Source organism: Leifsonia williamsii, assembly GCF_030433685.1.
GTDB lineage: Bacteria > Actinomycetota > Actinomycetes > Actinomycetales > Microbacteriaceae > Leifsonia > Leifsonia williamsii.
In genome coordinates this window covers 3,558,904-3,581,583 of record NZ_JAROCF010000001.1, presented here as the reverse complement: position 1 = coordinate 3,581,583, position 22,680 = coordinate 3,558,904, and the positions used below count along the sequence as shown (strand labels likewise).

General features: G+C 71.2%; 19 protein-coding genes. 15 read left to right on the top strand and 4 right to left on the bottom strand.

The genetic code is table 11. The features are described from left to right. Nucleotides 1-240: 240 nt before the first annotated feature. From sucC to ddaH, 9 genes are all read left to right on the top strand, one after another. Nucleotides 241-1,404 (top strand): ADP-forming succinate--CoA ligase subunit beta, encoded by a 1,164-nt coding sequence (sucC, locus tag P5G50_RS16950; protein WP_301212355.1) that lies wholly within the window; start codon nt 241-243, stop codon nt 1,402-1,404. Between the two features lie 26 nt (nt 1,405-1,430). Beyond that, nucleotides 1,431-2,318 carry a succinate--CoA ligase subunit alpha gene (gene sucD / locus P5G50_RS16945; RefSeq protein WP_301212250.1) on the top strand — a complete coding sequence of 296 codons (888 nt, stop codon included), beginning with the start codon at nt 1,431-1,433 and terminating at the stop codon, nt 2,316-2,318. A gap of 152 nt (nt 2,319-2,470) precedes the next feature. Beyond that, the gene (locus tag P5G50_RS16940; protein ID WP_301212249.1) at nt 2,471-3,868 is read left to right on the top strand and encodes a hypothetical protein; all 1,398 of its coding nucleotides are present in this window, start codon (nt 2,471-2,473) and stop codon (nt 3,866-3,868) included. Nucleotides 3,869-3,923: 55 nt separating this feature from the next. Then, nucleotides 3,924-5,234, top strand: coding sequence for a cell division protein PerM (locus P5G50_RS16935; protein WP_301212248.1), 1,311 nt, complete (start codon nt 3,924-3,926; stop codon nt 5,232-5,234). Beyond that, nucleotides 5,231-6,556: a threonine/serine exporter family protein gene (locus P5G50_RS16930; RefSeq protein WP_301212247.1), complete on the top strand. Its 1,326-nt coding sequence runs from the start codon at nt 5,231-5,233 to the stop codon at nt 6,554-6,556. Before P5G50_RS16935 ends, P5G50_RS16930 begins: the two co-directional genes overlap by 4 nt. Nucleotides 6,557-6,598: 42 nt before the next feature. Further along, entirely contained in the window at nt 6,599-7,192 is a 594-nt protein-coding gene (gene purN / locus P5G50_RS16925) for a phosphoribosylglycinamide formyltransferase (protein ID WP_301212246.1), read from the top strand. Further along, a complete protein-coding gene (gene purH, locus P5G50_RS16920) occupies nt 7,189-8,769 on the top strand; it encodes a bifunctional phosphoribosylaminoimidazolecarboxamide formyltransferase/IMP cyclohydrolase (protein ID WP_301212245.1) in 1,581 nt (526 codons plus the stop codon). The genes purN and purH overlap by 4 nt, the downstream gene beginning before the upstream one ends. A gap of 111 nt (nt 8,770-8,880) precedes the next feature. Next, a complete protein-coding gene (locus P5G50_RS16915; protein WP_301212243.1) occupies nt 8,881-9,960 on the top strand; it encodes a Glu/Leu/Phe/Val dehydrogenase family protein in 1,080 nt (359 codons plus the stop codon). Nucleotides 9,961-9,985: 25 nt separating this feature from the next. Further along, nucleotides 9,986-11,191: a dimethylargininase gene (gene ddaH, locus P5G50_RS16910; RefSeq protein WP_301212242.1), complete on the top strand. Its 1,206-nt coding sequence runs from the start codon at nt 9,986-9,988 to the stop codon at nt 11,189-11,191. Here the strand turns inward: ddaH and P5G50_RS16905 are convergent. After that, entirely contained in the window at nt 11,163-12,527 is a 1,365-nt protein-coding gene (locus tag P5G50_RS16905) for an MFS transporter (RefSeq protein ID WP_301212241.1), read from the bottom strand. The genes ddaH and P5G50_RS16905 overlap by 29 nt on opposite strands. Nucleotides 12,528-12,960: 433 nt before the next feature. Here P5G50_RS16905 and P5G50_RS16900 point away from each other — a divergent pair, with 433 nt between their 5' ends. From P5G50_RS16900 to P5G50_RS16880, 5 genes are all read left to right on the top strand, one after another. Further along, complete coding sequence (locus tag P5G50_RS16900) at nt 12,961-14,820, top strand: ABC transporter ATP-binding protein (RefSeq protein WP_301212240.1); 1,860 nt, start codon at nt 12,961-12,963, stop codon at nt 14,818-14,820. Further along, nucleotides 14,817-16,631, top strand: a complete 1,815-nt coding sequence (locus P5G50_RS16895) for an ABC transporter ATP-binding protein (RefSeq protein ID WP_301212239.1) — start codon at nt 14,817-14,819, stop codon at nt 16,629-16,631. The genes P5G50_RS16900 and P5G50_RS16895 overlap by 4 nt, the downstream gene beginning before the upstream one ends. A 420-nt stretch (nt 16,632-17,051) precedes the next feature. Then, nucleotides 17,052-17,414, top strand: coding sequence for a response regulator transcription factor (locus P5G50_RS16890; RefSeq protein ID WP_301212238.1), 363 nt, complete (start codon nt 17,052-17,054; stop codon nt 17,412-17,414). A 9-nt stretch (nt 17,415-17,423) separates the two neighbouring features. Next, entirely contained in the window at nt 17,424-18,104 is a 681-nt protein-coding gene (locus P5G50_RS16885; protein WP_301212237.1) for a response regulator transcription factor, read from the top strand. Nucleotides 18,105-18,107: 3 nt separating this feature from the next. Beyond that, nucleotides 18,108-19,967, top strand: coding sequence for a sensor histidine kinase (locus P5G50_RS16880; protein ID WP_301212235.1), 1,860 nt, complete (start codon nt 18,108-18,110; stop codon nt 19,965-19,967). On the opposite strand, the gene P5G50_RS16875 is transcribed toward P5G50_RS16880, so the two are convergent. From P5G50_RS16875 to P5G50_RS16865, 3 genes are all read right to left on the bottom strand, one after another. Continuing rightward, entirely contained in the window at nt 19,964-20,386 is a 423-nt protein-coding gene (locus P5G50_RS16875; RefSeq protein ID WP_301212234.1) for a hypothetical protein, read from the bottom strand. The two genes, P5G50_RS16880 and P5G50_RS16875, sit on opposite strands and share 4 nt — an antisense overlap. A gap of 131 nt (nt 20,387-20,517) precedes the next feature. Further along, nucleotides 20,518-20,856, bottom strand: coding sequence for an MGMT family protein (locus tag P5G50_RS16870; RefSeq protein WP_301212233.1), 339 nt, complete (start codon nt 20,854-20,856; stop codon nt 20,518-20,520). Further along, a complete protein-coding gene (locus P5G50_RS16865) occupies nt 20,840-21,292 on the bottom strand; it encodes a GNAT family N-acetyltransferase (RefSeq protein ID WP_301212232.1) in 453 nt (150 codons plus the stop codon). Before P5G50_RS16865 ends, P5G50_RS16870 begins: the two co-directional genes overlap by 17 nt. 147 nt (nt 21,293-21,439) lie before the next feature. Between P5G50_RS16865 and P5G50_RS16860 the strand changes: the two genes are divergently transcribed. Further along, entirely contained in the window at nt 21,440-22,657 is a 1,218-nt protein-coding gene (locus P5G50_RS16860; protein WP_301212231.1) for an NADP-dependent isocitrate dehydrogenase, read from the top strand. Nucleotides 22,658-22,680: the final 23 nt, after the last annotated feature.

Here is a 22,680-nt window from a genome sequence, read left to right as displayed (position 1 = left end):
CCACCCTCGGCGGGCGCAGCGCGGCGCGGGCGGCCGGAGCCGGATCTGTGGAGAACCCGTTGCGGCCGCTCGATCGATGGACGAGTGCCCGCCTCCACCGGTTCGGGCCCTCCAGCGGGACGCGCTAAAGTTCTCAGTGGCGAAATTATCTCGGCGTCGAGCTATTCTCGCGCCGCCCGCCAGGAGAATCAGCCGGAAGCGCCACGAGCGCGACGGAACCAAGCAGCGGATTGGATGACCGTGGATCTATACGAGTACCAGGCCAGAGACCTGTTCGAGAAGTACGGGGTCCCGGTCCTTCCGGGCATCGTCGCGGACACCCCCGAGGAGGTGCGCGCGGCCGCCGAGAAGCTCGGCGGCGTGACTGTCGTCAAGGCGCAGGTCAAGACGGGCGGCCGCGGCAAGGCCGGCGGCGTCAAGGTCGCGAAGTCGCCCGACGAGGCGGAGGAGGCCGCCAAGGCCATCCTGGGACTCGACATCAAGGGCCACGTGGTCCGCCGCGTCATGGTCGCCGGCGGCGCCCGCATCGCGCGCGAGTTCTACTTCTCGGTGCTCCTCGACCGCGCCAACCGCTCCTACCTCTCGCTGACCAGCGTCGAGGGCGGCATGGAGATCGAGCAGCTCGCCGTCGAGAAGCCGGAGGCGCTCGCCCGCGTCGAGGTCGACCCCACGACCGGCATCGACAGCGCCAAGGCCGTCGAGATCGCGAAGGCGGCCGGCTTCCCCGACGAGCTCGTCGAGAAGGTGTCCGACGTCTTCGTCAAGCTCTACGACGTCTACAAGGGCGAGGACGCGACCCTGGTCGAGGTCAACCCGCTGGTCCTGACCGAGGAGGGCGACATCATCGCCCTCGACGGCAAGGTCACCTTCGACGACAACGCCGAGTTCCGCCACCCGGAGCACGAGGCCCTCGAGGACAAGGCCGCCGCCGACCCGCTGGAGGCGAAGGCCAAGGCCGCCGACCTCAACTACGTCAAGCTCGACGGCCAGGTCGGCATCATCGGCAACGGCGCCGGCCTCGTCATGTCGACGCTCGACGTGGTCTCTTACGCGGGTGAGAAGCACAGCGGCGTCAAGCCGGCGAACTTCCTCGACATCGGCGGCGGCGCGTCCGCCGAGGTCATGGCGGCGGGCCTGGACGTCATCCTCAACGACCCGCAGGTGAAGAGCGTGTTCGTGAACGTCTTCGGCGGCATCACCGCCTGCGACGCGGTCGCGAACGGCATCGTGAAGGCGCTCGAGATCCTGGGCGACGAGGCGAACAAGCCGCTGGTGGTCCGTCTCGACGGCAACAAGGTCGACGAGGGGCGCCGCATCCTCACCGAGGCGAACCACCCGCTGGTGACGCTCGCCCTCACCATGGACGAGGGCGCCGACAAGGCCGCCGAGCTGGCCGCGAAGTAAGCGCCGAGTAAAGGACGAACAACAGAATGTCTATCTTCCTCAACAAAGACTCCAAGGTCATCGTCCAGGGCATCACCGGCGGCGAGGGCACCAAGCACACCGCGCTGATGCTGAAGGCCGGCACCCAGGTCGTCGGCGGCGTCAACGCCCGCAAGGCCGGCACGACCGTGACCCACGGCGACGTCGAGCTCCCGGTGTTCGGCACCGTGGTCGAGGCCATCGAGAAGACCGGCGCCGACGTGTCGATCATCTTCGTGCCGCCGGCGTTCGCGAAGGACGCGATGGTGGAGGCGATCGACGCCCAGATTCCGCTCCTCGTCGTCATCACCGAGGGCATCCCCGTGCAGGACTCCGCCGAGGCGTGGGCTTACGCCAAGGAGAAGGGCAACAAGACCCGGATCATCGGCCCGAACTGCCCCGGCATCATCACCCCGGGCGAGTCGCTCGTCGGCATCACCCCGGCGACGATCACGGGCAAGGGCCCGATCGGCCTCGTCTCGAAGTCGGGCACGCTGACCTACCAGATGATGTACGAGCTCCGCGACCTGGGCTTCTCGACCGCCATCGGCATCGGCGGCGACCCGGTCATCGGCACCACGCACATCGACGCGCTCGCCGCGTTCGAGGCCGACCCCGAGACCAAGGCGATCGTGATGATCGGCGAGATCGGCGGCGACGCCGAGGAGCGCGCGGCCGACTTCATCAAGGCCAACGTGACGAAGCCGGTCGTCGGCTACGTGGCGGGCTTCACCGCTCCGGAGGGCAAGACGATGGGCCACGCCGGCGCCATCGTCTCGGGCTCCGCGGGCACCGCGCAGGCCAAGAAGGAGGCGCTGGAGGCCGCGGGCGTGAAGGTCGGCAAGACCCCGTCCGAGACCGCCGCGCTGCTGCGCGAGGTGTACGCGGCGCTGTAAGCGCGCCAGACGCGGTAGCGCGAGGCCGGGACCGGATGGTCCCGGCCTCTTCGCATCTCCCGACCGACCGGCGAGGCCCCCGGTCGCGCAGAAGGGGATGCCCTACCGCCGCCTCCCGGCGCTACCCTGGCCGCGACCGGAAGGGGGCGCCCATGGCCCGCGCGTCCGAGACCGAGACCGACCTGCTCCAGCGGCTGACGGAGCTCGAAGCGGAGAACGCACGCCTCCGCGAGGAGCTCGAGAACCGCCCGACCGAGCAGATCACGCGCGTGGAGACGGTGGCCGAGCCCGTCAGGAAGAAGTCCCGCGGGTGGGGCTGGACCCTTCTCTCGGTCGTCCTGCTCGTGATCGGCGCCGTGCTCGCCCCGGTCGCCGTCGTCGCGTCGTGGGCACGCGTCCAGCTGAGCGACACGAACACGTTCGTGGCCGCGTACGCCCCGCTCGCGGACGACCCCGGGGTGCAGTCGTACGTCACCGATCAGGCGGTCGGCGCGATCCAGGACGCCGTCGACATCCCGCAGCTCACCGACCAGGTCGTCGACGGCATCACCCAGCTCGGCACAGGCCCGGTGGCAACGAAGGCGTTGGAAGCGCTGAAGGCTCCGCTCGCGCAGGGCATCCAGTCGCTGATCCGCTCCACGGTGTCGTCCTTCGTCGCCTCCGACGCCTTCGATCAGGTATGGCAGGAGGCGCTGCGGGCGACGCACACGCAGTTCGTCGCGGTCATGCAGAACGACCCGAAGGCGGCGGTCGAGATCGGCTCGGGAGGCTCGATCGGCATCCAGCTCGGCCCCATCGTCGAGCGCGTGAAGCAGGTGCTGGTGGACCGTGGGCTCACCATCGCCGCGCAGATCCCGGCCGTCGACCGTACGATCACCGTCGCGCAGTCGAGCAACGTCCCGACCGTGCAGCTGTTCTACGGCCTGGCCGTCGCCGCGGGCACCTGGCTGCCGTGGGTCGCGATCGCGTTCCTCGCGCTGGGCGTGCTCGTCGCGCGGCGGCGCGCGCTGGCCCTCGTCTGGGCCGCGGTGGCGCTCGCGCTGGCCATGGTGGTCACGCTCGCGGGGCTGGGGATCGGCCGCCTCCTCTTCACCGCCTCCGTCTCTCCGACGTACATGCCGTCGAGCGTCGCCGAGACGTTCTATCGCACGGTCACGACGGCCATGCAGGACACCGCCGTCGCCGTGCTCGTGCTGGCGATCGTCGTGGCCCTGGTCGGCTGGTACGCCGGGCCCTTCGGCGTGCCGCGGAGGCTGCGCGGCTTCTTCGGCGACGGCGTCGCGTGGGTGCGGGGCTCCGCGGAGCGCCACGGCATCACGACCGGCCGCGTCGGGCAGTGGCTCTACGCCCAGCGCACCCTGCTGCGCGCCGCGGTCGCTGTGATCGCTGCGGCGGTCATCCTGCTCGTGCGCCCGCTCACCACCTCGCTGATCGTCTGGACGCTGGTGATCTCGGCGGTGGTGATCGCGCTGCTGGAGCTGCTGCAGCGGCCGGTCGTGCAGGTGCCGGAGGGAGCGGACGACGAGACCCCGATCATGACCGTCTCCTGACCCGCGAAGTGTCGGCCGGGCGGGGGAGGGGCGGCCCGGTAGGCTCCATCCGGTCATGAATCGCACATCCGTCGCCCTGCTCGCCGCGCTGGAGGCGGTCATCGTCGCCGCCATCGGCTTGGGCGTCTGCCTGGTGCCGCTGACGCTGCTGTGGGCGTTCCAGTACCAGCTCGGGGCGGACTGGCTCGTGGTCTGGCGGGCGGCGGCGGACATCTGGCTGGTCGGCCACGGCGTGAACCTCACCGTCGCGCTCGATCCGCAGACGGTGGCGACGCTCGGGCTGCCCGGCGCGGCGGCGCCTTTCCAGATCACGATCGCGCTGCTCGGCTTCGCCGTGCTGACGGCCGGGCTGGGGGTGCGCACCGGTGCGCGTGCTGCCCAGACGCCGCACCGGATCACCGGCGCTGTCACCGCGATCGCGGTGTTCCTCGCGATCTCGGCGCTGGTGGCGCTGACCTCGGGCAGTGCGGTGGTGCAGCCGTCGGTGTGGCAGGGCTTCCTGCTCCCGCCGTTCGTCTACGCCGTGGGCGTCGGCTGCGGCTTCGTCCTCGCTGCCCTGCGCTCGCCCGCATCGTCCGCTTCCACCGCCTCAGCGGCATCGGACGACGCGCCCACGAGCGCCGGCGCGCCGGACGGGAACGGCTCCCGCCCGGAGCGCCCCGGAACGGCCCTCGCCGACGCTCCCGTCGTCGTCGCCCTGCGCGACCGGGTGGACGCGGTCCCCGACGCCGTCCGCGCCGGCGCCCTCGACGCGCTCCGCGCCGGGACCGCGGCCACCGCCATGATCGTCGGCGTCGCCGCGCTGATCCTCGCGCTCCTCATCTTCGGCAACTACGGCACCATGATCAGCCTGTACGAGCAGCTGCAGACCGGCGTCCTGGGCGGCATCGCGCTCACCCTGGGACAGCTCGCGTTCCTCCCGAACCTCGTGATCTGGCTGGCGTCGTGGCTCGTCGGCCCCGGCTTCGCCATCGGCACCGGTTCGTCGGTGAGTCCGATCGGCACCGAGCTGGGGCCGCTGCCCGGTCTGCCGCTGTTCGGCGTCATCCCGCCGGGCGGGTTCAGCTTCGGGCTCGTGGGCATCGTGGTGCCGCTGCTCGCGGGCTTCGCCGCAGCCGTGCTCCTGCGCTCGCGTGCCGCCGCTCCGCACCCCGGACTGCGCACGCTCTTCCTGACCGCCGCCGGCATCGGTATCGTGGCGGGCATCGAGCTGGGCCTGCTCGCCTGGTGGTCCTCCGGTTCCCTCGGTCCCGGGAGGCTGCACGACGTCGGCCCGAACCCCTGGCTCGTCGGGCTGCTCGCCGCCGCGGAGGTCGCGGTGGCCGCAGCGATCGGATCCGCGACGGGAGGCCGCCTCAAGCGATGAACGCCCGCCGCCGCCTCCCGCTGCAGCTCCAGCGCCTGAATCTGCGCAAGCGCTCGGTCGAGGCGCAGCAGGTCCTGGAGAGCCCGTCGGGTGAGCTGCAGGATTTTCTCGTCGCTCTCGGTAGCGCTCTCCTGTCGGTCGGCACGGCGGTCACCGATATCCAGAGCACCCTCAAACGCGTCGCCGTCGCGCTGGGCTCGCCGAACGCGACCCTCATCGTCTTCCCGACGCTGATCTTCGTCGGCCTGCCGGATGAGAAGGAGACCCGGTTCGAGGTCGCGGAACCGCTGGGCGGCGAGGTGCGCTTCGACCGCGCGGCCCGCATCTACCGGGTGGTGGACCAGGCGCTGGCCGGTCGGATCACCGCCGCGCAGGGCAAGCAGGACATCCGGCAGCTCATGGTGAAGCCGCCGCGCTTCCCGTTCCTGGTCCGCGTCCTCGGCCACGGGATCGCCTCGGGCGGGGTCGCGCTCGTGCTCCTCGGCGCGGATGCGCTCAGCCTGCTCTACGCGCTGATCCTCGGGCTGCTGGTCGGCGTCGCCAAGCTCGTGATCCGGCCCGGCACCTACGCGGCCATCCTGCTGCCCGTCGCCACGGCCTTCGCACTGGCCGTCATCGTGTTCACGCTGGCGAGGACGGTCGTGGTGACCGAGCCCCTCCAGGTGCTGATCCCGCCCCTGGTCACACTGCTGCCCGGCGCCGTCCTGACGACCGGGGTGCAGGAGCTCGCCGCCGGAGACATGGTCGCGGGCGCCAGCCGGCTCGTGTCCGGCATCATGCAGCTGCTCTTCCTCGCCTTCGGCATCCTGGCGGCGCTCGCCGTGACCGGGACGCCGGCGGCGACCGCGCTGGTCGCCAGCCAGCCGGCCCTCGGGGCCTTCCAGCCGTGGGTCGGCGTCGTGCTCTTCTCGGTCGGGGTCTTCCTGTACTACTGCGGGCCCCGCCGCTCGGTCTTCTACCTCACCGCGGTGCTGCTGGTGGCGTACGGCGGGCAGGTGCTCGGCGCCTTCCTGACCGGGAGCGTGTTCAGCGGCTTCGTGGGCGCCCTCGCCCTCACCGTCGTCGCGTACCTGGTGCAGTCGCTGCCGGGAGCGCCTCCCGCCGTCGTCTGCTTCCTCCCCGCGTTCTGGCTGCTGGTGCCGGGCGCGACCGGCTTGATCCGCCTGGCGCAGGGCGCGACGGGGGCGGACTTCGACGCCAGCAGCGTGACGAACCTCCTCGGCTCCATCCTGTCGATCGCCCTCGGCGTGCTCGTCGGCACGGCGCTGTACCGCCAGCTCTACACGATCGCCCCGGCCCGGTGGAGGCTGCGCCTGGTCTGAGCGAGGAGCCCCGGCCGTCCGCCGCCCCGCTAGGCTTGTCGGGTGCTCTCGATTGTCGTGCTGATCTCCGGCGGAGGCTCCAATCTGCGTGCGCTGCTGGAGGCCGCAGAAGACGCCGAATTCCCCGCCAGGGTGATCGCGGTCGGCGCCGACCGCGACGCGGAGGGGCTGGCGCACGCGGAGGAGTTCGGCATCCCGTCGTTCACCGTCCCCTTCAACTCGTTCGCGCGCCGTGAGGAGTGGGGCGACGCCCTGCTGGAGCAGCTGCGCCAGTGGCAGCCCGACCTCGTGATCCTCTCCGGCTTCATGCGCCTCGTCCCGCCGCGCGTCGTCGCCGAGTACTCGCCCTACCTGATCAACACGCACCCGGCGTACCTGCCCGAGTTCCCCGGCGCGCACGGCGTGCGCGACGCCCTCGCGGCCGGCGTGACGCAGACCGGCGCCAGCCTCATCGTGGTCGACGACGGCGTCGACGCGGGGCCGATCATCAGCCAGGAGCGCATCCCGATCCACCCCGGCGACTCGGAGGCCAGCCTTCACGAGCGCATCAAGCCCGTCGAGCGGCGCCTGCTGGTGCAGGCCGTCCTCGACATCGCCAACGGCCACATCGACCTCAAGGAGCTGTCCCGAGCATGAGCGGACCCCGTCACGACGCCAGCCTGTACCGCGAGCGCGACCTCGTCCCCATCCGCCGCGCGCTGATCTCGGTCAGCGACAAGTCCGGCCTGCTCGATCTCGCGAAGGCGCTGGCCGAGGCGGGCGTCGAGCTCGTGTCGACCGGTTCCACCGCGCAGACCATCCGCGACGCCGGCTACGCCGTCACCGACGTCGCCACCGTCACCGGCTTCCCCGAGTCGCTCGACGGACGCGTGAAGACGCTGCACCCGGCCATCCACTCCGGCCTCCTCGCCGACCTCCGCCTGGCGTCGCACGAGGAGCAGCTGAAGGACCTCGGCATCGAGCCGTTCGAGCTCGTCGTCGTCAACCTGTACCCGTTCGTCGAGACCGTCGCCTCGGGCGCGGTCGGCAACGACGTCGTCGAGCAGATCGACATCGGCGGCCCCGCGATGGTCCGCGCCTCCGCGAAGAACCACGCCAACGTGGCGATCGTCGTCTCGCCGTCGGACTACCCGGCGATCGTGAGCGCGGTGGAGGCCGGGGGCACGACGTTCGACCAGCGCCGCGAGCTGGCCTCCCGCGCCTTCGCCCACACCGCCGCGTACGACGGCGCGGTGGCCGCGTGGTTCGCGGGGGAGGCGCCCAGCACCGACGACTTCGCAGAGCGCTTCGAAGTGCGTGCGGAGCTCCTCCACACCCTCCGCTACGGCGAGAACTCCCACCAGCAGGCCGCCCTGTACGCCGACCCGGCCGGTCGTGGCATCGCCCAGGCGACCCAGCTCGGCGGCAAGGAGATGTCGTACAACAACTACGTCGACGCCGACGCGGCCCTCCGCAGCGCGTACGACTTCACCGAGCCGGCGGTCGCCATCATCAAGCACGCCAACCCGTGCGGCATCGCCGTCGCCGACGACATCGCCGAGGCGCACCGCAAGGCGCACGAGTGCGACCCGGTCTCGGCCTACGGCGGCGTCATCGCGGCCAACCGCACGGTGACGCTCGCGATGGCCGAGACGGTCAAGGGCATCTTCACGGAGGTGCTGATCGCGCCGGGCTTCGAGCCGGAGGCGCTGGAGCTGCTGCAGACGAAGAAGAACCTCCGCATCCTCCAGCTCCCCGAGGGCTACACGCGCTCGCGTACCGAGTTCCGCCAGATCTCGGGCGGCGTGCTCGTGCAGGACGCCGACCGGTTCGACGAGTTCGACTCGTCGACGTGGACCCTGGTCTCGGGCGAGGAGGCCGACGCGGCCACCCGCGCCGACCTCGAGTTCGCCTGGAAGGCGTGCCGCGCGGTCAAGTCGAACGCGATCCTGCTGGCGTCGGGCGGCGCGTCCGTCGGCGTTGGCATGGGCCAGGTCAACCGCGTCGACTCATGCAACCTCGCGGTGAGCCGCGCGGGCGACCGCGCTGCAGGGTCGGTGGCGGCCTCCGACGCGTTCTTCCCGTTCGCCGACGGTCCCGAGATCCTGATCGCGGCGGGTGTGAAGGCGATCGTGCAGCCGGGAGGGTCCATCCGCGACGAGGACGTCATCGCGGCGGCGAAGGCCGCCGGCGTGACGATGTACTTCACCGGAGAGCGGCACTTCTTCCACTGAGATCGGCGCCGCACGGCCGCGGATGATTGCGGCCGCCTCGCGGGCGCGGGAGAATGGACGGCGGTCCACAAGACCGCCCTTTCAACCGCGATCCCACGAGGAGAGACACCGATGTCCGTCCTGCCCGCCGACCTGGCCCCGTTCACCGCAGCAGACCTGCCGCACGAGACGCTCCAGGTGGTGAGGGGGAGGCGGAGCGGCCTCACGATCAGCATCGCGGTCCATTCCACCGTGCTCGGCCAGGCGCTCGGCGGCTGCCGGGTGTGGTCGTACGACTCCTGGGGGGAGGCGGTCGCCGACTCCCTGCGCCTCGCCGAGGGCATGACCCTCAAGAACGCGGCCGCCGGCCTCAATCGCGGCGGCGGCAAGACCGTCATCTACGTCCCGCGCGGGCACGTCCTCAGTGCGACCGAGCGTTACGAGGCGATGCTCGATCTCGGTGACGCGATCGAGTCCCTCGGCGGCAGCTACATGACCGCGGAGGATGTCGGCACCTCCGCAGAAGACATGGCCGTCGTGGCGACGCGCACCGCGCACGTGTGCGGCCTCCCGTCTGCCGCAGGCGGCGTCGGCGAGCCCAGCGCCGCGACCGCGGCCGGCGTCTACGCCGGCCTGCTCTCCACGCTCGAGCGCGCGACCGGCACCCGCACGGTCGCCGGCAGCCGCGTGACCGTGCTGGGCCTCGGCCATGTCGGCTCGCTACTCGCCATGCGCCTGGCGAGCGAGGGCGCGCGTCTCACGGTCACCGACGTCAACCCCGCGAAGCACGCGCTGGCCGACGCGGTCGGCGCCCGCTGGGTGGAGCCGGAGGAGGCTCACCGCGTCGAGGGCGACCTGTTCGTCCCGGCCGGCGTCGGCGGCGTGCTCACCTCCCGCGTCATCGACGAGCTGCGCGTGAAGGCCGTGGTCGGCCCCGCGAACAACCAGCTCGCCGAGCGCGCCGGCGCCGAGCGGCTGGCGGCCCGCGGCATCCTGTGGGCACCCGACTTCGTCGTGAACGCCGGAGGCGTCATCTTCCTCGACCTGATGAGCGGCGACCGCCCGTCGGCGGAGGCCACGCAGGAGCGCGTCGAGCGCATTGGCGACACCGTCACCGAGATCTTCGCGGCGGCCGAGACGCGCGGCATCACGACCCTGGAGGCGGCGGAGGAGCTGGCCATGGCCCGCCTGCGCGAGCCAGCGAACGCATAGAAACGCTCCGCTAGGGTTGGTTCTCATGACGTCTTCGTGGGGCCGCCGGCTCGTCGCATCCCTGGTGTCCGCCGTCGCGGTCGCCGCCAGCTCGCTCGTCGTGTCGGTGGTGGTGCTGCTCGTCGCGAACCAGCTGGCGGCCGGCGCCCTGCTGACGGCCACCCAGTACATGAGCTTCAACGCGCTCGTCGCGCTGATCCTCGCGTTCGCGGCGGCGTTGCTCGGCGGCCTCGACCGGCGGTGGATCGCCGTCGTCAGCGGCATCCTCGTCGGCCTGATCAGCGTCGTGCTCGGTGCGCCCCTGCTGTACCTGAGCCTCGGCGCGCAGCTGAACGGCCAGACCTGGTCGCTGGTGTGGCAGTCGCTGATCAGCCTCAACCTCCCGTTCTGGCTGGCGGTCGCCGTGATCGTCCCGACGGCCGGTTACGCGGTCTACCACGTGCTGGCGGGTGGAGGCGGCACCGCGACCGGCCGCAAGGTCGCGCTCGTCCGCATCCCCGCCGCGAACCTGGCCGACGGCCTGGTGACCCACATCGAGCGCGAGGCCATCGACGCCGAGCTCGCCGACAAGCAGTGGGACGGCTACGTGGCCGCTCTCGCCGAGCACGGCTGGCGCACCGTCGAGGTCGCGAGCGCCGACCGCCTGGCCGACTCGGTCTTCGTGGAGGACACCGCCGTCGTCTTCGGCGACACCGCCGTGATCACCCGCCCGGGCGCCGACTCCCGCAAGCCCGAGACCGCCGGGACGGAGGCCGCGCTGCGCGCCCAGGGTCTCCGCCTGGAGCGCATCGAGGAGCCGGGAACCCTCGAGGGCGGCGACGTCCTCAAGATCGGCTCGACCGTCTACGTCGGCCGCGGCGGGCGCACCAATGCGGAGGGCATCCGCCAGCTGCGTGCGCTGGTCGCGCCGCTCGGCTACACCGTGGTCGGCGTCCCCGTCACGAAGGCGCTTCACCTCAAGACCGCGGTCACCGCGCTGCCCGACGGCACGGTCATCGGTTACGAGCCGCTCGTCGACGAGCCGCGCCTGTTCGAGCGCTTCCTGCCGGTGCCGGAGGCCCACGGCACGGCCGTCGTCGTCCTCGACGACGAGACCGTGCTGATGTCGGCCTCCGCGCCGCAGTCGATCGCCCTCATCGAGGACCTCGGCTACACCGTCGTCCCGGTCGAGATCTCCGAGTTCGAGAAGCTCGAAGGCTGCGTCACCTGCCTGTCGATCCGGGTCCGCTGACCGGCGTGGCCGTTCCGCGGGTCCGCGGGAGCAGGCACCAGCCCGCGGTGAGCGCTGCTGCGACTCCCGCGGCGAGCCACGCCACGAGGTAACCCGCGAGCGACGCCACGAGGATGATCGCGGCGGTCCCGAGCGCGGTCCCGACCTGGGCTCCGGTGTTCAGGATGCCGCTGGCGCTCCCCATGAGCCGCTCGGGAACCGTCGCCCCGATGGTCGTCGCCGCGACCGACGCGAGCCCGAGTCCCGCGCCCATGAACGCGACACCGACGAGGACGCCCCACCAGCTCCCGACCGTGGCGGCGAGCACGAACTGCCCCGCCGCGATGGTGCCGAGACCGAGGGCGGCCAGGAGGTGCGGCGCCAGCCGCGCGAAGACGGTCCCGGTCGTCGCCGAGGTCAACACGACCGCCACGCTGAGCGCCATGAGGGTGAGCCCGCTGCCGACCGGGCCGATCCGCAGCTCGTCCTGCAGGTAGAGCGCCGCGAGCACCGCCGACGAGCTGGTCGTGGCGGTGTTCGCGAACGACAGCCCGGTGCCCTGTCGCAGCGGCCTCGATGCGAAGGCCTCGCGCGGGATCAGCGGGTGCGAGGCCGTCCGCAACCGCCAGGCCAGCAGAGCGGCGATCCCGGCGCCGGCCGCGACCCCGGCGACGCCCGCGGTCCGCGTGCCCGGCGACTCCAGCAGTGCGGCTCCGACGATGACGGCCATGACCGAGAGGATCAGCAGCGTCGCCCCCGGGATGTCGAGGGGACGCGTGTCGCGTGACGTCTGGTCGCGCGACACGCGGCTCGCCACACCGGCGAACAGGGCCGCCGCGAGGGGCACGTTGAACCAGAACACCGCCGGCCATCCGGCCGCCTGCACGAGGAGGCCGCCCACCAGGAATCCGGACGCCCCGGCGGCCGCGCCCGTCGCGCTCCACGCGGCGAGGGCGCGACGCCGCGCCGGCCCCTCCGGCGCGGCGTCCAGCAGCAGCTTCAACGCGGACGGGACGGAGATCGCCGCCGCCGCCCCCTGGAGCGCCCGCGAGACCAGCACCACCGCGAGCGCGGCGGGACCGAGCAGCCCGGCGGCGGCGCCGAGAAGCGACACCGCACCGAAGCCGGCGATCCCGACGAGCAGGATGCGGCGGTGCCCGTACCGGTCGCCCAGCCGTGCCCCCAGGATCAGGAGGCCGCCGAAGAACATCGCGTAGACGGTCGCGAGCGGGCCCGCCGCCGAGGCGTCCGCGCCGACGCCTGCCAGGATCGCCGGGATGGCAGTGGTGGCGCTGGTGACGACGAGGACGTCCACGAACTGCACCAGGCACAGGACGGTCACGGTTCCGCGGCGCATGGGCGTCAGGGTACGCGCGGCTGAGATCTCTTCAGAAATCTCTTGCGGATCACGCCAACCTGGCAATAGTCTGTAGGGCTGCCTCGTCGCAGCGACCACACGCACATCGAGGGCTGGAGGACGCCATGGTCACGATCGAGAACACACGAACCGTGGGTGTCTTCGCGCGCGCCGCCGCTTCCGCTCCCGTGCGCCCGCTCGGGGAGCCCGCCGCCCGGTAGGCCGTCGCCGGAGCCGGTAGAGCCGGCTTCCACCGCCACCGCAGCGCACCGCTGCAGCAGCACCGCTCCACGGCGCACCGGGACCACCACACCCTCGCCCGTCGCTCCGGCGACCCTTCACGCCCTCGTGCCCTCCCCACGCCGGCCAGGACGTCCTCACCGCACACGACACGCAACGCACGCACTCACGCAGAAGAAGAGAAGACGCATCCATGTCCATCGCTGAACAGCCTCAGCAGCCTCCCACCGCCGCGAAGCAGAACACGACGCAGCCCAAGCGACCAGGCACGGTCCGCACACTGCTGCGCATCCTGCCCTTCGCCAGGTCGGCCGCGCCGCGCATCCTGCTCGGGATGGTGGCGGCCCTCCTGGCGAGCCTCGTCGCGCTCAGCATCCCGCAGGTGCTGCGGTGGCTGGTCGACGGCCCGCTGTCGACCGGCGACCCGTCCTCCGTCTGGCCGGCCGCCCTCCTCGTCGTCGGCCTGGGCGCCGCCGAGGCCGTGTTCATCTCGCTGCGCCGCTGGTTCGTCCTCACCCCGGGCACCCGGGTGGAGGCGACCATGCGCAACGCGCTGTACGCCCAGCTCCAGGACCTCCCTGTGGCCTTCCACGACCGCTGGCCGAGCGGACAGCTGCTCTCGCGCGCCGTCAGCGACCTCGGCATGATCCGCCGCTGGCTGTCGTTCGGCATCGTGCTGCTCGTCGTCAACGTCGTCACGATCGTCGTCGGCTTCGGCATCCTGATCAGCTGGAACTGGCTGCTCGGACTGATCTTCCTCGCGCTGTCGGTGCCGCTGTGGATCTACGGGTTCGTCTTCGAGAAGAAGTACTCGATCATCGCGCGCCGCAGCCAGGACCAGGCCGGCGACCTCGCCACCTCGGTCGAGGAGTCCGTGCACGGCATCCGCGTGCTCAAGGCGTTCGGCCGTGGCAAGCATGCCCTGCGCAAGTTCGAGTCGCAGGCCGAGGAGCTCCGCGGCACCGAGATCGAGAAGGCGAAGGCCATCGCGGGCATCTGGCTGTGGCTGCTGATGGTGCCGGACATCGCCTTCGGCGTCTGCCTGGTGCTCGGCGTGTGGCTGGCCTCCCAGGGGCAGCTGTCGGTGGGCGAGCTGGTGGCGTTCTTCGCCACGGCGACCGTGCTGCGGTTCCCGATCGAATCGATCGGGTTCCTGCTCTCGATGACCTTCGACACCCGCACGGCGGCCGACCGCTACTTCGAGGTCATGGACGAGGTCAACGCGATCACCGACCCCGCCGAGCCGAAGACGATCGCCGACCCCCAGGGCGAGCTGGTCTTCGACGACGTGCGCTTCCGGTACCAGGACTCGCCGGAGCGGTTCCCCGACCTGATCGACGGCGTCACGCTGACCGTCCGGCCGGGGGAGACCATGGCCCTCGTCGGCCTCACCGGCAGCGGCAAGTCCACGCTCACGGCGCTCACCACCCGGCTGTACGACGTGACGGGGGGAGCCGTGAAGGTCGACGGCGTCGACGTGCGCGACCTCACCCGGTACGACCTCCGCAAGGCCATCGCGATGGCGTTCGAGGATGCGACGCTGTTCTCGGCCTCCGTCCGCGACAACGTGCTGCTCGGCCGTGACGACCTCGATCCGGCGTCCGACGAGGCGCAGCGCGTGCTCACCGAGGCGCTCGAGGTCGCCCAGGCCGGCTTCGTCTACGAGCTGCCCGAGGGCGTCGAGACGAAGGTGGGCGAGGAGGGGCTCAGCCTCTCCGGCGGCCAGCGGCAGCGCCTCGCGCTGGCCCGCGCGGTCGCCGCCAACCCGAGCATCCTCGTCCTCGACGACCCGCTGTCGGCGCTCGACGTCGACACGGAGGCGCTGGTCGAGGCCGCGCTCCGCCGGGTGCTCGCATCGACCACCGCGCTGATCGTCGCGCACCGCCCCTCCACGGTGATGCTCGCCGACCGGGTCGCGCTGCTCGAGGAGGGCCGCGTCACCGCGGTCGGCACCCACCACGATCTGCTCGCCACGAACGAGCACTACCGCTTCGTCATCTCGAGCCTCGAGGACGAACAGAACGAAGAACTGCTGCAGGAGGTGAACCTGTGACCACCGCCACCGTCCAGGGCGTCGAAGGCGAAGAGCGCAACGACCTCACGAAGGAGGAGAGCCGCCAGGTGCGGCGGCGTTCGCTGCGCCTGCTCGGCTCGCTGCTGCGCCCGCTGCGGCTCCGGCTGCTGCTGACCGCGGTCGTCGTCGTCGTCAGCACCGCCGGCCAGGTCGCCGGGCCGGCGATCATCGCGTTCGGCATCGACAACGGCCTCCCGGCTCTGCTGAAGCAGGACTGGTTCCCGCTGGCCGCCGCCGGCGTCGCGTACCTGTTCACCGGCGTGATCGGCGCCGTGCTGATCGCCTGGTACACGGTGCTGAGCGCGCGGATCAGCCAGGCCATCCTGCTCGACCTGCGCAAGCGGGTGTTCCTGCACACGCAGAAGCTGTCGCTGGAGTTCCACGAGTCGTACACGTCGGGCCGCATCATCTCGCGGCAGACCAGCGACCTCGACTCCATCCGCGAGCTGCTCGACTCGGGCATCAACCAGCTCGTGCAGGGCTTCCTGTACATGCTGTTCATCGCCATCGCGCTGTTCTCGATCGACTGGATCAGCGGTGTGGTGCTGGTGGCGTCGCTCGTGCCGCTGTACCTGCTGACGCGCTGGTTCCAGAAGCGGTCGCAGAAGCTGTTCCGCATCTCGCGGGTGGCGTCCGCGAAGCTCATCGTGCACTTCGTGGAGACCATGACCGGCATCCGCGCGGTCAAGGCGTTCCGCAAGGAGAAGCGCAACGAGAAGGAGTTCGGCGGACTCGTCGAGGAGTACCGCGACGTCAACGCCCGGGTCATCCAGCTGTTCGGGATCTTCGACCCCGGCCTCGTGATGATCGGCAACGTCACGGTCGGCGTCGTGCTGCTCGTCGGCGGCTTCCGCGTGGCCGACGGCCAGCTCGCGATCGGCGTGCTGCTCGCCGCGCTGCTGTACACGCGCCGCTTCTTCGACCCGATGGAGGAGATGGCGATGTTCTACAACTCCTACCAGTCGGCCGCCGCGGCGCTCGAGAAGATTTCGGGCGTCTTGGAGGAGGCGCCGAGCGTCCCCGACCCGGTGAAGCCGGTCGACCTGTGGACGGCGAAGGGCCATGTGCGCTTCGACGACGTGACCTTCGCGTACCGCTCCGACCGGGTGGTGCTGCCGGAGTTCGCGCTCGACATCCCCGCCGGGCAGACGATCGCGCTGGTCGGCTCCACAGGTGCGGGCAAGTCGACGCTCGCCAAGCTGATCTCGCGGTTCTACGACCCCACAGAGGGCAGCGTGACGCTCGACGACGTCGACCTCCGCGACCTGCATCCGAAGGACCTGCGCCGGGCCATCGTCATGGTGACCCAGGAGGCGTACCTGTTCAGCGGGTCGGTGGCCGACAACATCGCGCTCGGCAAGCCGGACGCGACCCGCGAGGAGGTCGTCGAGGCGGCGAAGGCGGTCGGCGCCCACGAGTTCATCGCGGGCCTGCCGAACGGCTACGACACCGACGTGAACAAGCGGGGCGGGCGCGTCTCCGCGGGCCAGCGCCAGCTGATCTCGTTCGCGCGCGCCTTCCTCGCCGACCCGGCCGTCCTCATCCTCGACGAGGCCACGAGCTCTCTCGACATCCCGAGCGAGCGACTGGTGCAGGAGGCGCTGCAGACGCTGCTCGCCGACCGCACGGCCGTGATCATCGCGCACCGTCTCTCCACGGTCGCGATCGCGGATCGCGTCCTCGTGATGGAGCACGGCCGCGTCGTCGAAGACGGCACGCCCGCCGATCTGATCGCCGGCACCGGCCGGTTCGCCCAGCTGCACGCGGCCTGGCGGGACTCGCTGGTCTGAGCCGAGCGAGGGCGGTCTGGGCCGAGCGAGGGCGGTCTGGGCCGAGCAAGGGCGCCATCCGCGGCCCGCGGCGACCGCCTCCCCCCGCCGAGAGGGGAGGCGGCCGCCGCGGGTGCTCCGGCGGCGGGGTCGAGTCGTCCGTCGGGTCGGGTCGTCCGGTGCCGTGAAGGGGGTGGCCGGGTCCGCCGCGCCCGCCCCCGGATCGCCGTGGCGGTCCGTTCGGGTGGGCGGTTCGGGTCGCGGTGGACCTGCTCCTCTCCTCGGTCCTGGAACGTTGTGGACTCACCACCGGAAGCACGGTGTTGAGCTTTGCTCATAGCATGCTGCCGACGCGAGATGCCCCGCATCCGGGGGGCCACCCGATCTGAATGCGTGCTGGCACGGATGCCCGCCCTGCGGTGCCGGGCGAAGATGACTGGCATGTGTCTCCGCGTTGTCATCGTCGACGACCACGCGCGGTTCCGCGCCCAGGCGGCCGAGCTCCTCGAGCTCGAGCGCTTCGCCGTCGTGGGCGACGCCGACACCGGAGCGGGCGGTGTCGAACTCAGCCGCCGGCTCGCGCCCGATCTGGTGCTCCTCGACGTCGGGCTGCCCGACGCGGACGGCTTCGACCTCGTTCCCGCGATGCACGCGACCGGCGCCGCCGTCGTGCTCACCTCCAGCCGATCGTCCCGCGACTACGGCCATCGCGTCGCCGACAGCGGCGCGGAGGGGTTCATCGGCAAGGCCGACCTCACAGGAGACGCGCTGCGTTCGCTATTGACGCGCACAGCTCCCTGCTAAGGTGAGCGCGTGGTCGCGGGAGAGAAGCCTTCCCGCCCGCTCCGGGTCGTGGTCGCCGACGACGCTGTTCTGCTGCGCGAGGGGATCGGTCAGCTCCTGCGCGCGGGCGGCGTCGATGTCGTCGCCTCCGTCGACTCGGCCGAGCAGGTGCTCGCCGTGGTCGCGGACGACGCGTCGATCGACGCCGTCGTGCTCGACATCCGGATGCCGCCCACCCACACCGACGAGGGCCTCCGGGCGCTCGAGCAGCTCCGGGCTCGCGACTCCGGCGTCGGCGTCCTGCTGCTCTCGATGTACACGACAGCCGCGTACGCGATCAGGGCGCTCAGTGCCGGAAGCGGCACCGGCTACCTGCTGAAGGACCGCGTCGCCGACGGCGACACCCTCGTCAACGCCGTGCGCACGGTCGCGCAGGGCGGCAGCGTGGTCGACCCCGAGGTCGTGCAGCTGCTCGTCTCCTCCCGGTCCTCCTCCGAGAGCGTGGAGGCGTTGTCCGCGCGAGAGCTCGACGTGCTGCGCCTGATGGCGGAGGGCCTCTCGAACGTCGGCATCGCTGCGGGCCTGCACCTCAGCCTCCGCACCGTCGAATCGCACATCGGCCACATCATGGCCAAGCTCGGCGTGGAGGACTCCGCGGAGGGGCACCGGCGCGTGCTCGCCGTTCTGCGCTTCCTCGGCCGGGACGGCTGAGCCGTGAACGCCGCGCGCGTCTGGCTCCGTGCGCTCGCCGTCACCGCCGCGGTGGCCTCGAACGTGCTCGCCCAGCTGGCGAGCGCGATGACCGGCGACTACGGTCCGCGGCCGCAGGGAATCGGCTGGGCCATCGTGTTCGTGGCCGTGGCGATCGTGTACGTCGTGTGCGGCGTGGTGGCCTGGCGGATCGTGCGCAACCCTGTCCCCGGCTGGCTGATGGTCGGCGCAGCGCTCTTCTGGTCGGCGGGAGCCTGGTACCCGCTGGCCCGCGGGGCGGGCGGTGCGTGGCCGCTGCTCGCAGCGGTGACGGACTTCTGGGCGGTGCTCGTCGGCGTGCTCGTGCTCTGCTACCCCACGGGGAGGCTGAGCTCGCGTTTCGACCGCGTGGTGGTGATCACGCTCGGCATCGCCTTCCTGCTCCGGTTTTTGGGCGTGCTGCTCGCCTCCTCGCCCACGGCGGCGGACTGCGGGTGCGTGCCCAACGCGTACGCGGTGATGCCGAGCGCCGACGCCGACTACTGGTTCGGTGTGGGATGGAGGCTCGCCGGCCTCGGCCTGATGCTCACGGTCGCCGCCCGCCTCGCCGTGCGCTGGTTCACCAGCTCGCTGCCCGCCCGGCGCGTGTCGTTCGTGATGCCGCTCGCGCTCGTGCTCTGGTGCTACGGGACGGTACAGGACTCGGTGAGCTTCACCCTCGGCTGGGAGAGCGGCTGGCTGCAGTTCGTGCCGCCGGTGGCCATCGCGCTCATCCCGCCGGCGTTCGTCGGGGGAGTGCTCTACGCCAGGGGGCTGCGCTCGCGTGTCGCCGACCTCGTCATCGTCGCGCGCGACAAGGTCGACCGCGCTCTGTGGGAGTCGAGCCTCGCGCGGACGCTGCATGACAGCTCCCTGCGCGTGTTCTGGTGGGACGAGCGCGCGGGTCGCTACGAGACCAGCGACGGCACGCCCATCGAAGACCTTCGCGGCGCCGCACGCCCGGGAAGGACCAGGCCGGGACGCTCCACCCTCCCGATCGACTCCGCAGACGGCCCGATCGCGTTGATCGAGCACGATGTCGCGCTCGGCCAGGACGACCGGCTCCTCGACGCCGTCTCCTCCGCACTGCTGCTGTCGGTGGACAACGACCGGTTGCGGGGGAGGCTGGAGCAGACCATCCAGGAGCTGCGCGAGTCGCGCCTCCGCATCGTCGAGGAGGGCTACCTGGCCCGCCGCCGGCTGGAGCGCGACCTGCACGACGGCTCGCAGCAGCAGCTCGTGTCGCTGGCGATCAGCCTCCGCATCGCCACCGCGAAGGCGGAGGCCGCCGGCAACACCGAGGTGACCCGCGACCTCGAGCGGGCGTCGGCGCAGCTGGCCGACGCGCTGCGCGAGCTCCGCGAACTGGCTCGTGGCATCCACCCCACGGTGCTCACCGACGGTGATCTCCAGAGCGCCCTGGAGGAGCTGGCCCAGCGGGCGCACACGCCGGTGGAGGTCCGGGTCGACACCGACGGCCGGCTCCCGAGCGTCGTGGAGGAGACGATCTACTTCTGCGTCTCCGAGTGCCTGACCAACGCGGCCAAACACGCGGAGGCCGCGAGCTGCTCCGTCACCGTGGAGCGGTCGGGCGACACCGTGTCGGTCGTCGTGACCGACGACGGCCGCGGCGGCGCGCGCGTCGAACCCGGCGGCGGCCTCGAGGGCGTGCGGGACCGCGTGGAGGCGGTGGGAGGCCGTGCCCGGTTCGCCTCCCCCGATGGCGCGGGCACGCGCATCGAGCTCGTCATCCCCCTGGTCGCCCCGCAGCAGGACGAAAGCGGTCAGGCGGAGGCGGACGCCGCGGGCGCAGACGCCGAGGCTGCGGAGGCGGAGCCCCGCTAGCCCTTGCCCGGCAGTGCCGCGTACGTCTGGTTGCCCATCACGAACGCCGACCAACCGCCGGGGCAGCTCACGCCCTTCGGGGGCAGCCCCTCGATCGGCCACCAGCTGTCCTGGATGGCCGGCTTCGGCACGGGGGCCTCTGCCGTGCAGGTGCCCTCCTTGAAGTGCTTCGCCGAGGTGAAGGTCAGGATGGCCGCGCCGGACTCGGTGTCCCAGTCGGCGCGGATCACGGTCGCGTCGTCGGGCACGAAGGAGGGGGAGCCGAACGCCGACGTCGCGGTGGGCGTGAACTCCTTGGCCGAGTCGTAGATCTCCGCCTCCACATGCGGCGTGAAGGCGGCCACCACCGAGCAGCCGGAGAGGCCGAGAGCGAGGGTGAGCGCGGTCGCGACAGCGCCGGCGGTGCGGATTCGGGGCACGGAGACTCCTGTGGACGGACGGGGTGGACCATGCAAGTCAACACCATCCGGCTGTGCACGCCATCGGACCAGCGGATGATCCTGCGAAACGTTATCCTCTCGCGATCTGCGCCTGATCCGGAGTGCCGGGGTCAGGCCGGATCGTGCCGGGCCACGCGCAGGTCGACCCGGTACGCGGTGCGCACGCCGTCGGTGTGGAGGCCGCCCACCAACGGTGTCCCCTCGGCCCGATAGTGCTCCAGGGCGAGGTGCTCGTGACCGCTCGCCGGGTGTCCGCTCGCCCGCACGACGCGCCACCAGGGCACGGTCGAGCCGTAGTAGGCCATCACCTGACCGACCATCCGCGCCGCCCGGGAGCCCAGCGTGGCGGCGACGTCGCCATAGGTCATCACGCGACCGGGCGGGATGGAGTCGACCACCGCGAGCACGCGCTCGACGAACGAGTCGCCGCCCTCAGAGCTCGAGGGCACCGATCGTCTCGCCGTACTGCGTCTCGCCGACCGGCTGGAAGCCGCTGCGCAGGAAGAACTGCTCGGGGCCGAGCTCGCCCGACTCCCAGATGACGTAGAGCCGCTGGTGGCCGCGGTTGCGCGCCTCGTCGGCCAACGCGCGCACGGCGAACGTGCCGATGCCGCGGCCCTGGTCGTCGGCGTCGACATTGATGCGCCAGAGGATGGCCTTGAACTCCTCGTGCTCGGCGTCCGGGTTGAAGTCGCCCATGATGAAACCGACGACCTCGTCCTCGTCGAGGACCACGCGCTGCCAGGAGGTCGTCGGGTTCGGGAGAGCGGCGGCTGCCGAGTACGAGACCGGAGCGATGAACTGCTCCTGGCCCGGCTTCAATGAGAGCGCGTTCGCCGCAACGACGTTCTTCGCGCTCAACTCTTCCAGTCTCAACTCAGCCATGACGAAAGGGTAACGTGCGCCGGGGACGGCCGCATAGGAGCAGCGGCCCGGCGTCAGCCGTGGGCGGAATATCTCGACGTCGAGATATCTCGCTCCCTCCGGTAAGCTGTCGGAGGCTGAACCACGGCAAACACCTCAGGAGAACCAGTGGACAAGATCAAGGTTGAAGGCACGGTCGTCGAACTCGACGGCGACGAGATGACGCGCATCATCTGGAAGCTGATCAAGGACTCCCTCATCCACCCGTACCTCGACGTGAACCTCGAGTACTACGACCTCGGCATCGAGAAGCGCGACGAGACCGACGACCAGATCACCATCGACGCGGCGCACGCCATCCAGAAGCACGGCGTCGGCGTCAAGTGCGCGACCATCACCCCCGACGAGGCGCGCGTCGAGGAGTTCGGCCTCAAGAAGATGTGGAAGAGCCCCAACGGCACCATCCGCAACATCCTCGGCGGCGTGGTCTTCCGCGAGCCGATCATCATCTCGAACATCCCGCGGCTGGTCCCCGGCTGGAACAAGCCGATCGTCATCGGCCGTCACGCCTTCGGCGACCAGTACCGCGCGACCGACTTCGTGTTCGACGGCCCCGGCACCCTGAGCATCAGCTTCCAGCCGAACGACGGCGGCGAGGCCCAGTCGTTCGAGGTCTACCAGGCCCCGGGCGGCGGCGTCGCGATGGCGATGTACAACCAGGACGAGTCCATCCGCGACTTCGCCCGCGCCTCCTTCAACTACGGCCTCGACCGCAACTACCCGGTCTACCTGTCGACCAAGAACACGATCCTGAAGGCGTACGACGGCCGCTTCAAGGACCTCTTCCAGGAGGTCTTCGACGCCGAGTACAAGGAGAAGTTCGACGCCGCCGGCCTCACCTACGAGCACCGCCTGATCGACGACATGGTCGCCTCCAGCCTCAAATGGGAGGGCGGCTACGTCTGGGCCTGCAAGAACTACGACGGCGACGTGCAGTCCGACACCGTCGCGCAGGGCTTCGGCTCGCTCGGCCTGATGACCTCCGTGCTGACCACCCCCGACGGCAGCGTCGTGGAGGCGGAGGCCGCGCACGGCACCGTCACCCGCCACTTCCGCCAGCACCAGCAGGGCAAGGCGACCTCCACGAACCCGATCGCCTCGATCTTCGCCTGGACGCGCGGACTCGCGCACCGCGGCAAGCTCGACGGCAACCAGGAGCTGATCGACTTCACCCACACCCTCGAGGACGTCGTGGTGAAGACGGTCGAGGAGGGCAAGATGACCAAGGACCTCGCCCTCCTGGTCGGCCCGGAGCAGGAGTTCCTGACCACCGAGCAGTTCCTCGACGCGATCAGCGAGAACCTCAAGACGCGCATGGGCGCGTAAGTCCCGCGCATCGCGAACGGGCC

Bases quoted from the DNA above. Each gene is read 5' to 3' on its own strand.
- sucD (WP_301212250.1), top strand. From the start codon at position 1,431: ATGTCTATCTTCCTCAACAAAGACTCCAAGGTCATCGTCCAGGGCATC.
- P5G50_RS16940 (WP_301212249.1), top strand. From the start codon at position 2,471: ATGGCCCGCGCGTCCGAGACCGAGACCGACCTGCTCCAGCGGCTGACG.
- P5G50_RS16935 (WP_301212248.1), top strand. From the start codon at position 3,924: ATGAATCGCACATCCGTCGCCCTGCTCGCCGCGCTGGAGGCGGTCATC.
- P5G50_RS16930 (WP_301212247.1), top strand. From the start codon at position 5,231: ATGAACGCCCGCCGCCGCCTCCCGCTGCAGCTCCAGCGCCTGAATCTG.
- purH (WP_301212245.1), top strand. From the start codon at position 7,189: ATGAGCGGACCCCGTCACGACGCCAGCCTGTACCGCGAGCGCGACCTC.
- P5G50_RS16915 (WP_301212243.1), top strand. From the start codon at position 8,881: ATGTCCGTCCTGCCCGCCGACCTGGCCCCGTTCACCGCAGCAGACCTG.
- ddaH (WP_301212242.1), top strand. From the start codon at position 9,986: ATGACGTCTTCGTGGGGCCGCCGGCTCGTCGCATCCCTGGTGTCCGCC.
- P5G50_RS16905 (WP_301212241.1), bottom strand. From the start codon at position 12,527: ATGCGCCGCGGAACCGTGACCGTCCTGTGCCTGGTGCAGTTCGTGGAC.
- P5G50_RS16900 (WP_301212240.1), top strand. From the start codon at position 12,961: ATGTCCATCGCTGAACAGCCTCAGCAGCCTCCCACCGCCGCGAAGCAG.
- P5G50_RS16890 (WP_301212238.1), top strand. From the start codon at position 17,052: ATGTGTCTCCGCGTTGTCATCGTCGACGACCACGCGCGGTTCCGCGCC.
- P5G50_RS16865 (WP_301212232.1), bottom strand. From the start codon at position 21,292: ATGGCTGAGTTGAGACTGGAAGAGTTGAGCGCGAAGAACGTCGTTGCG.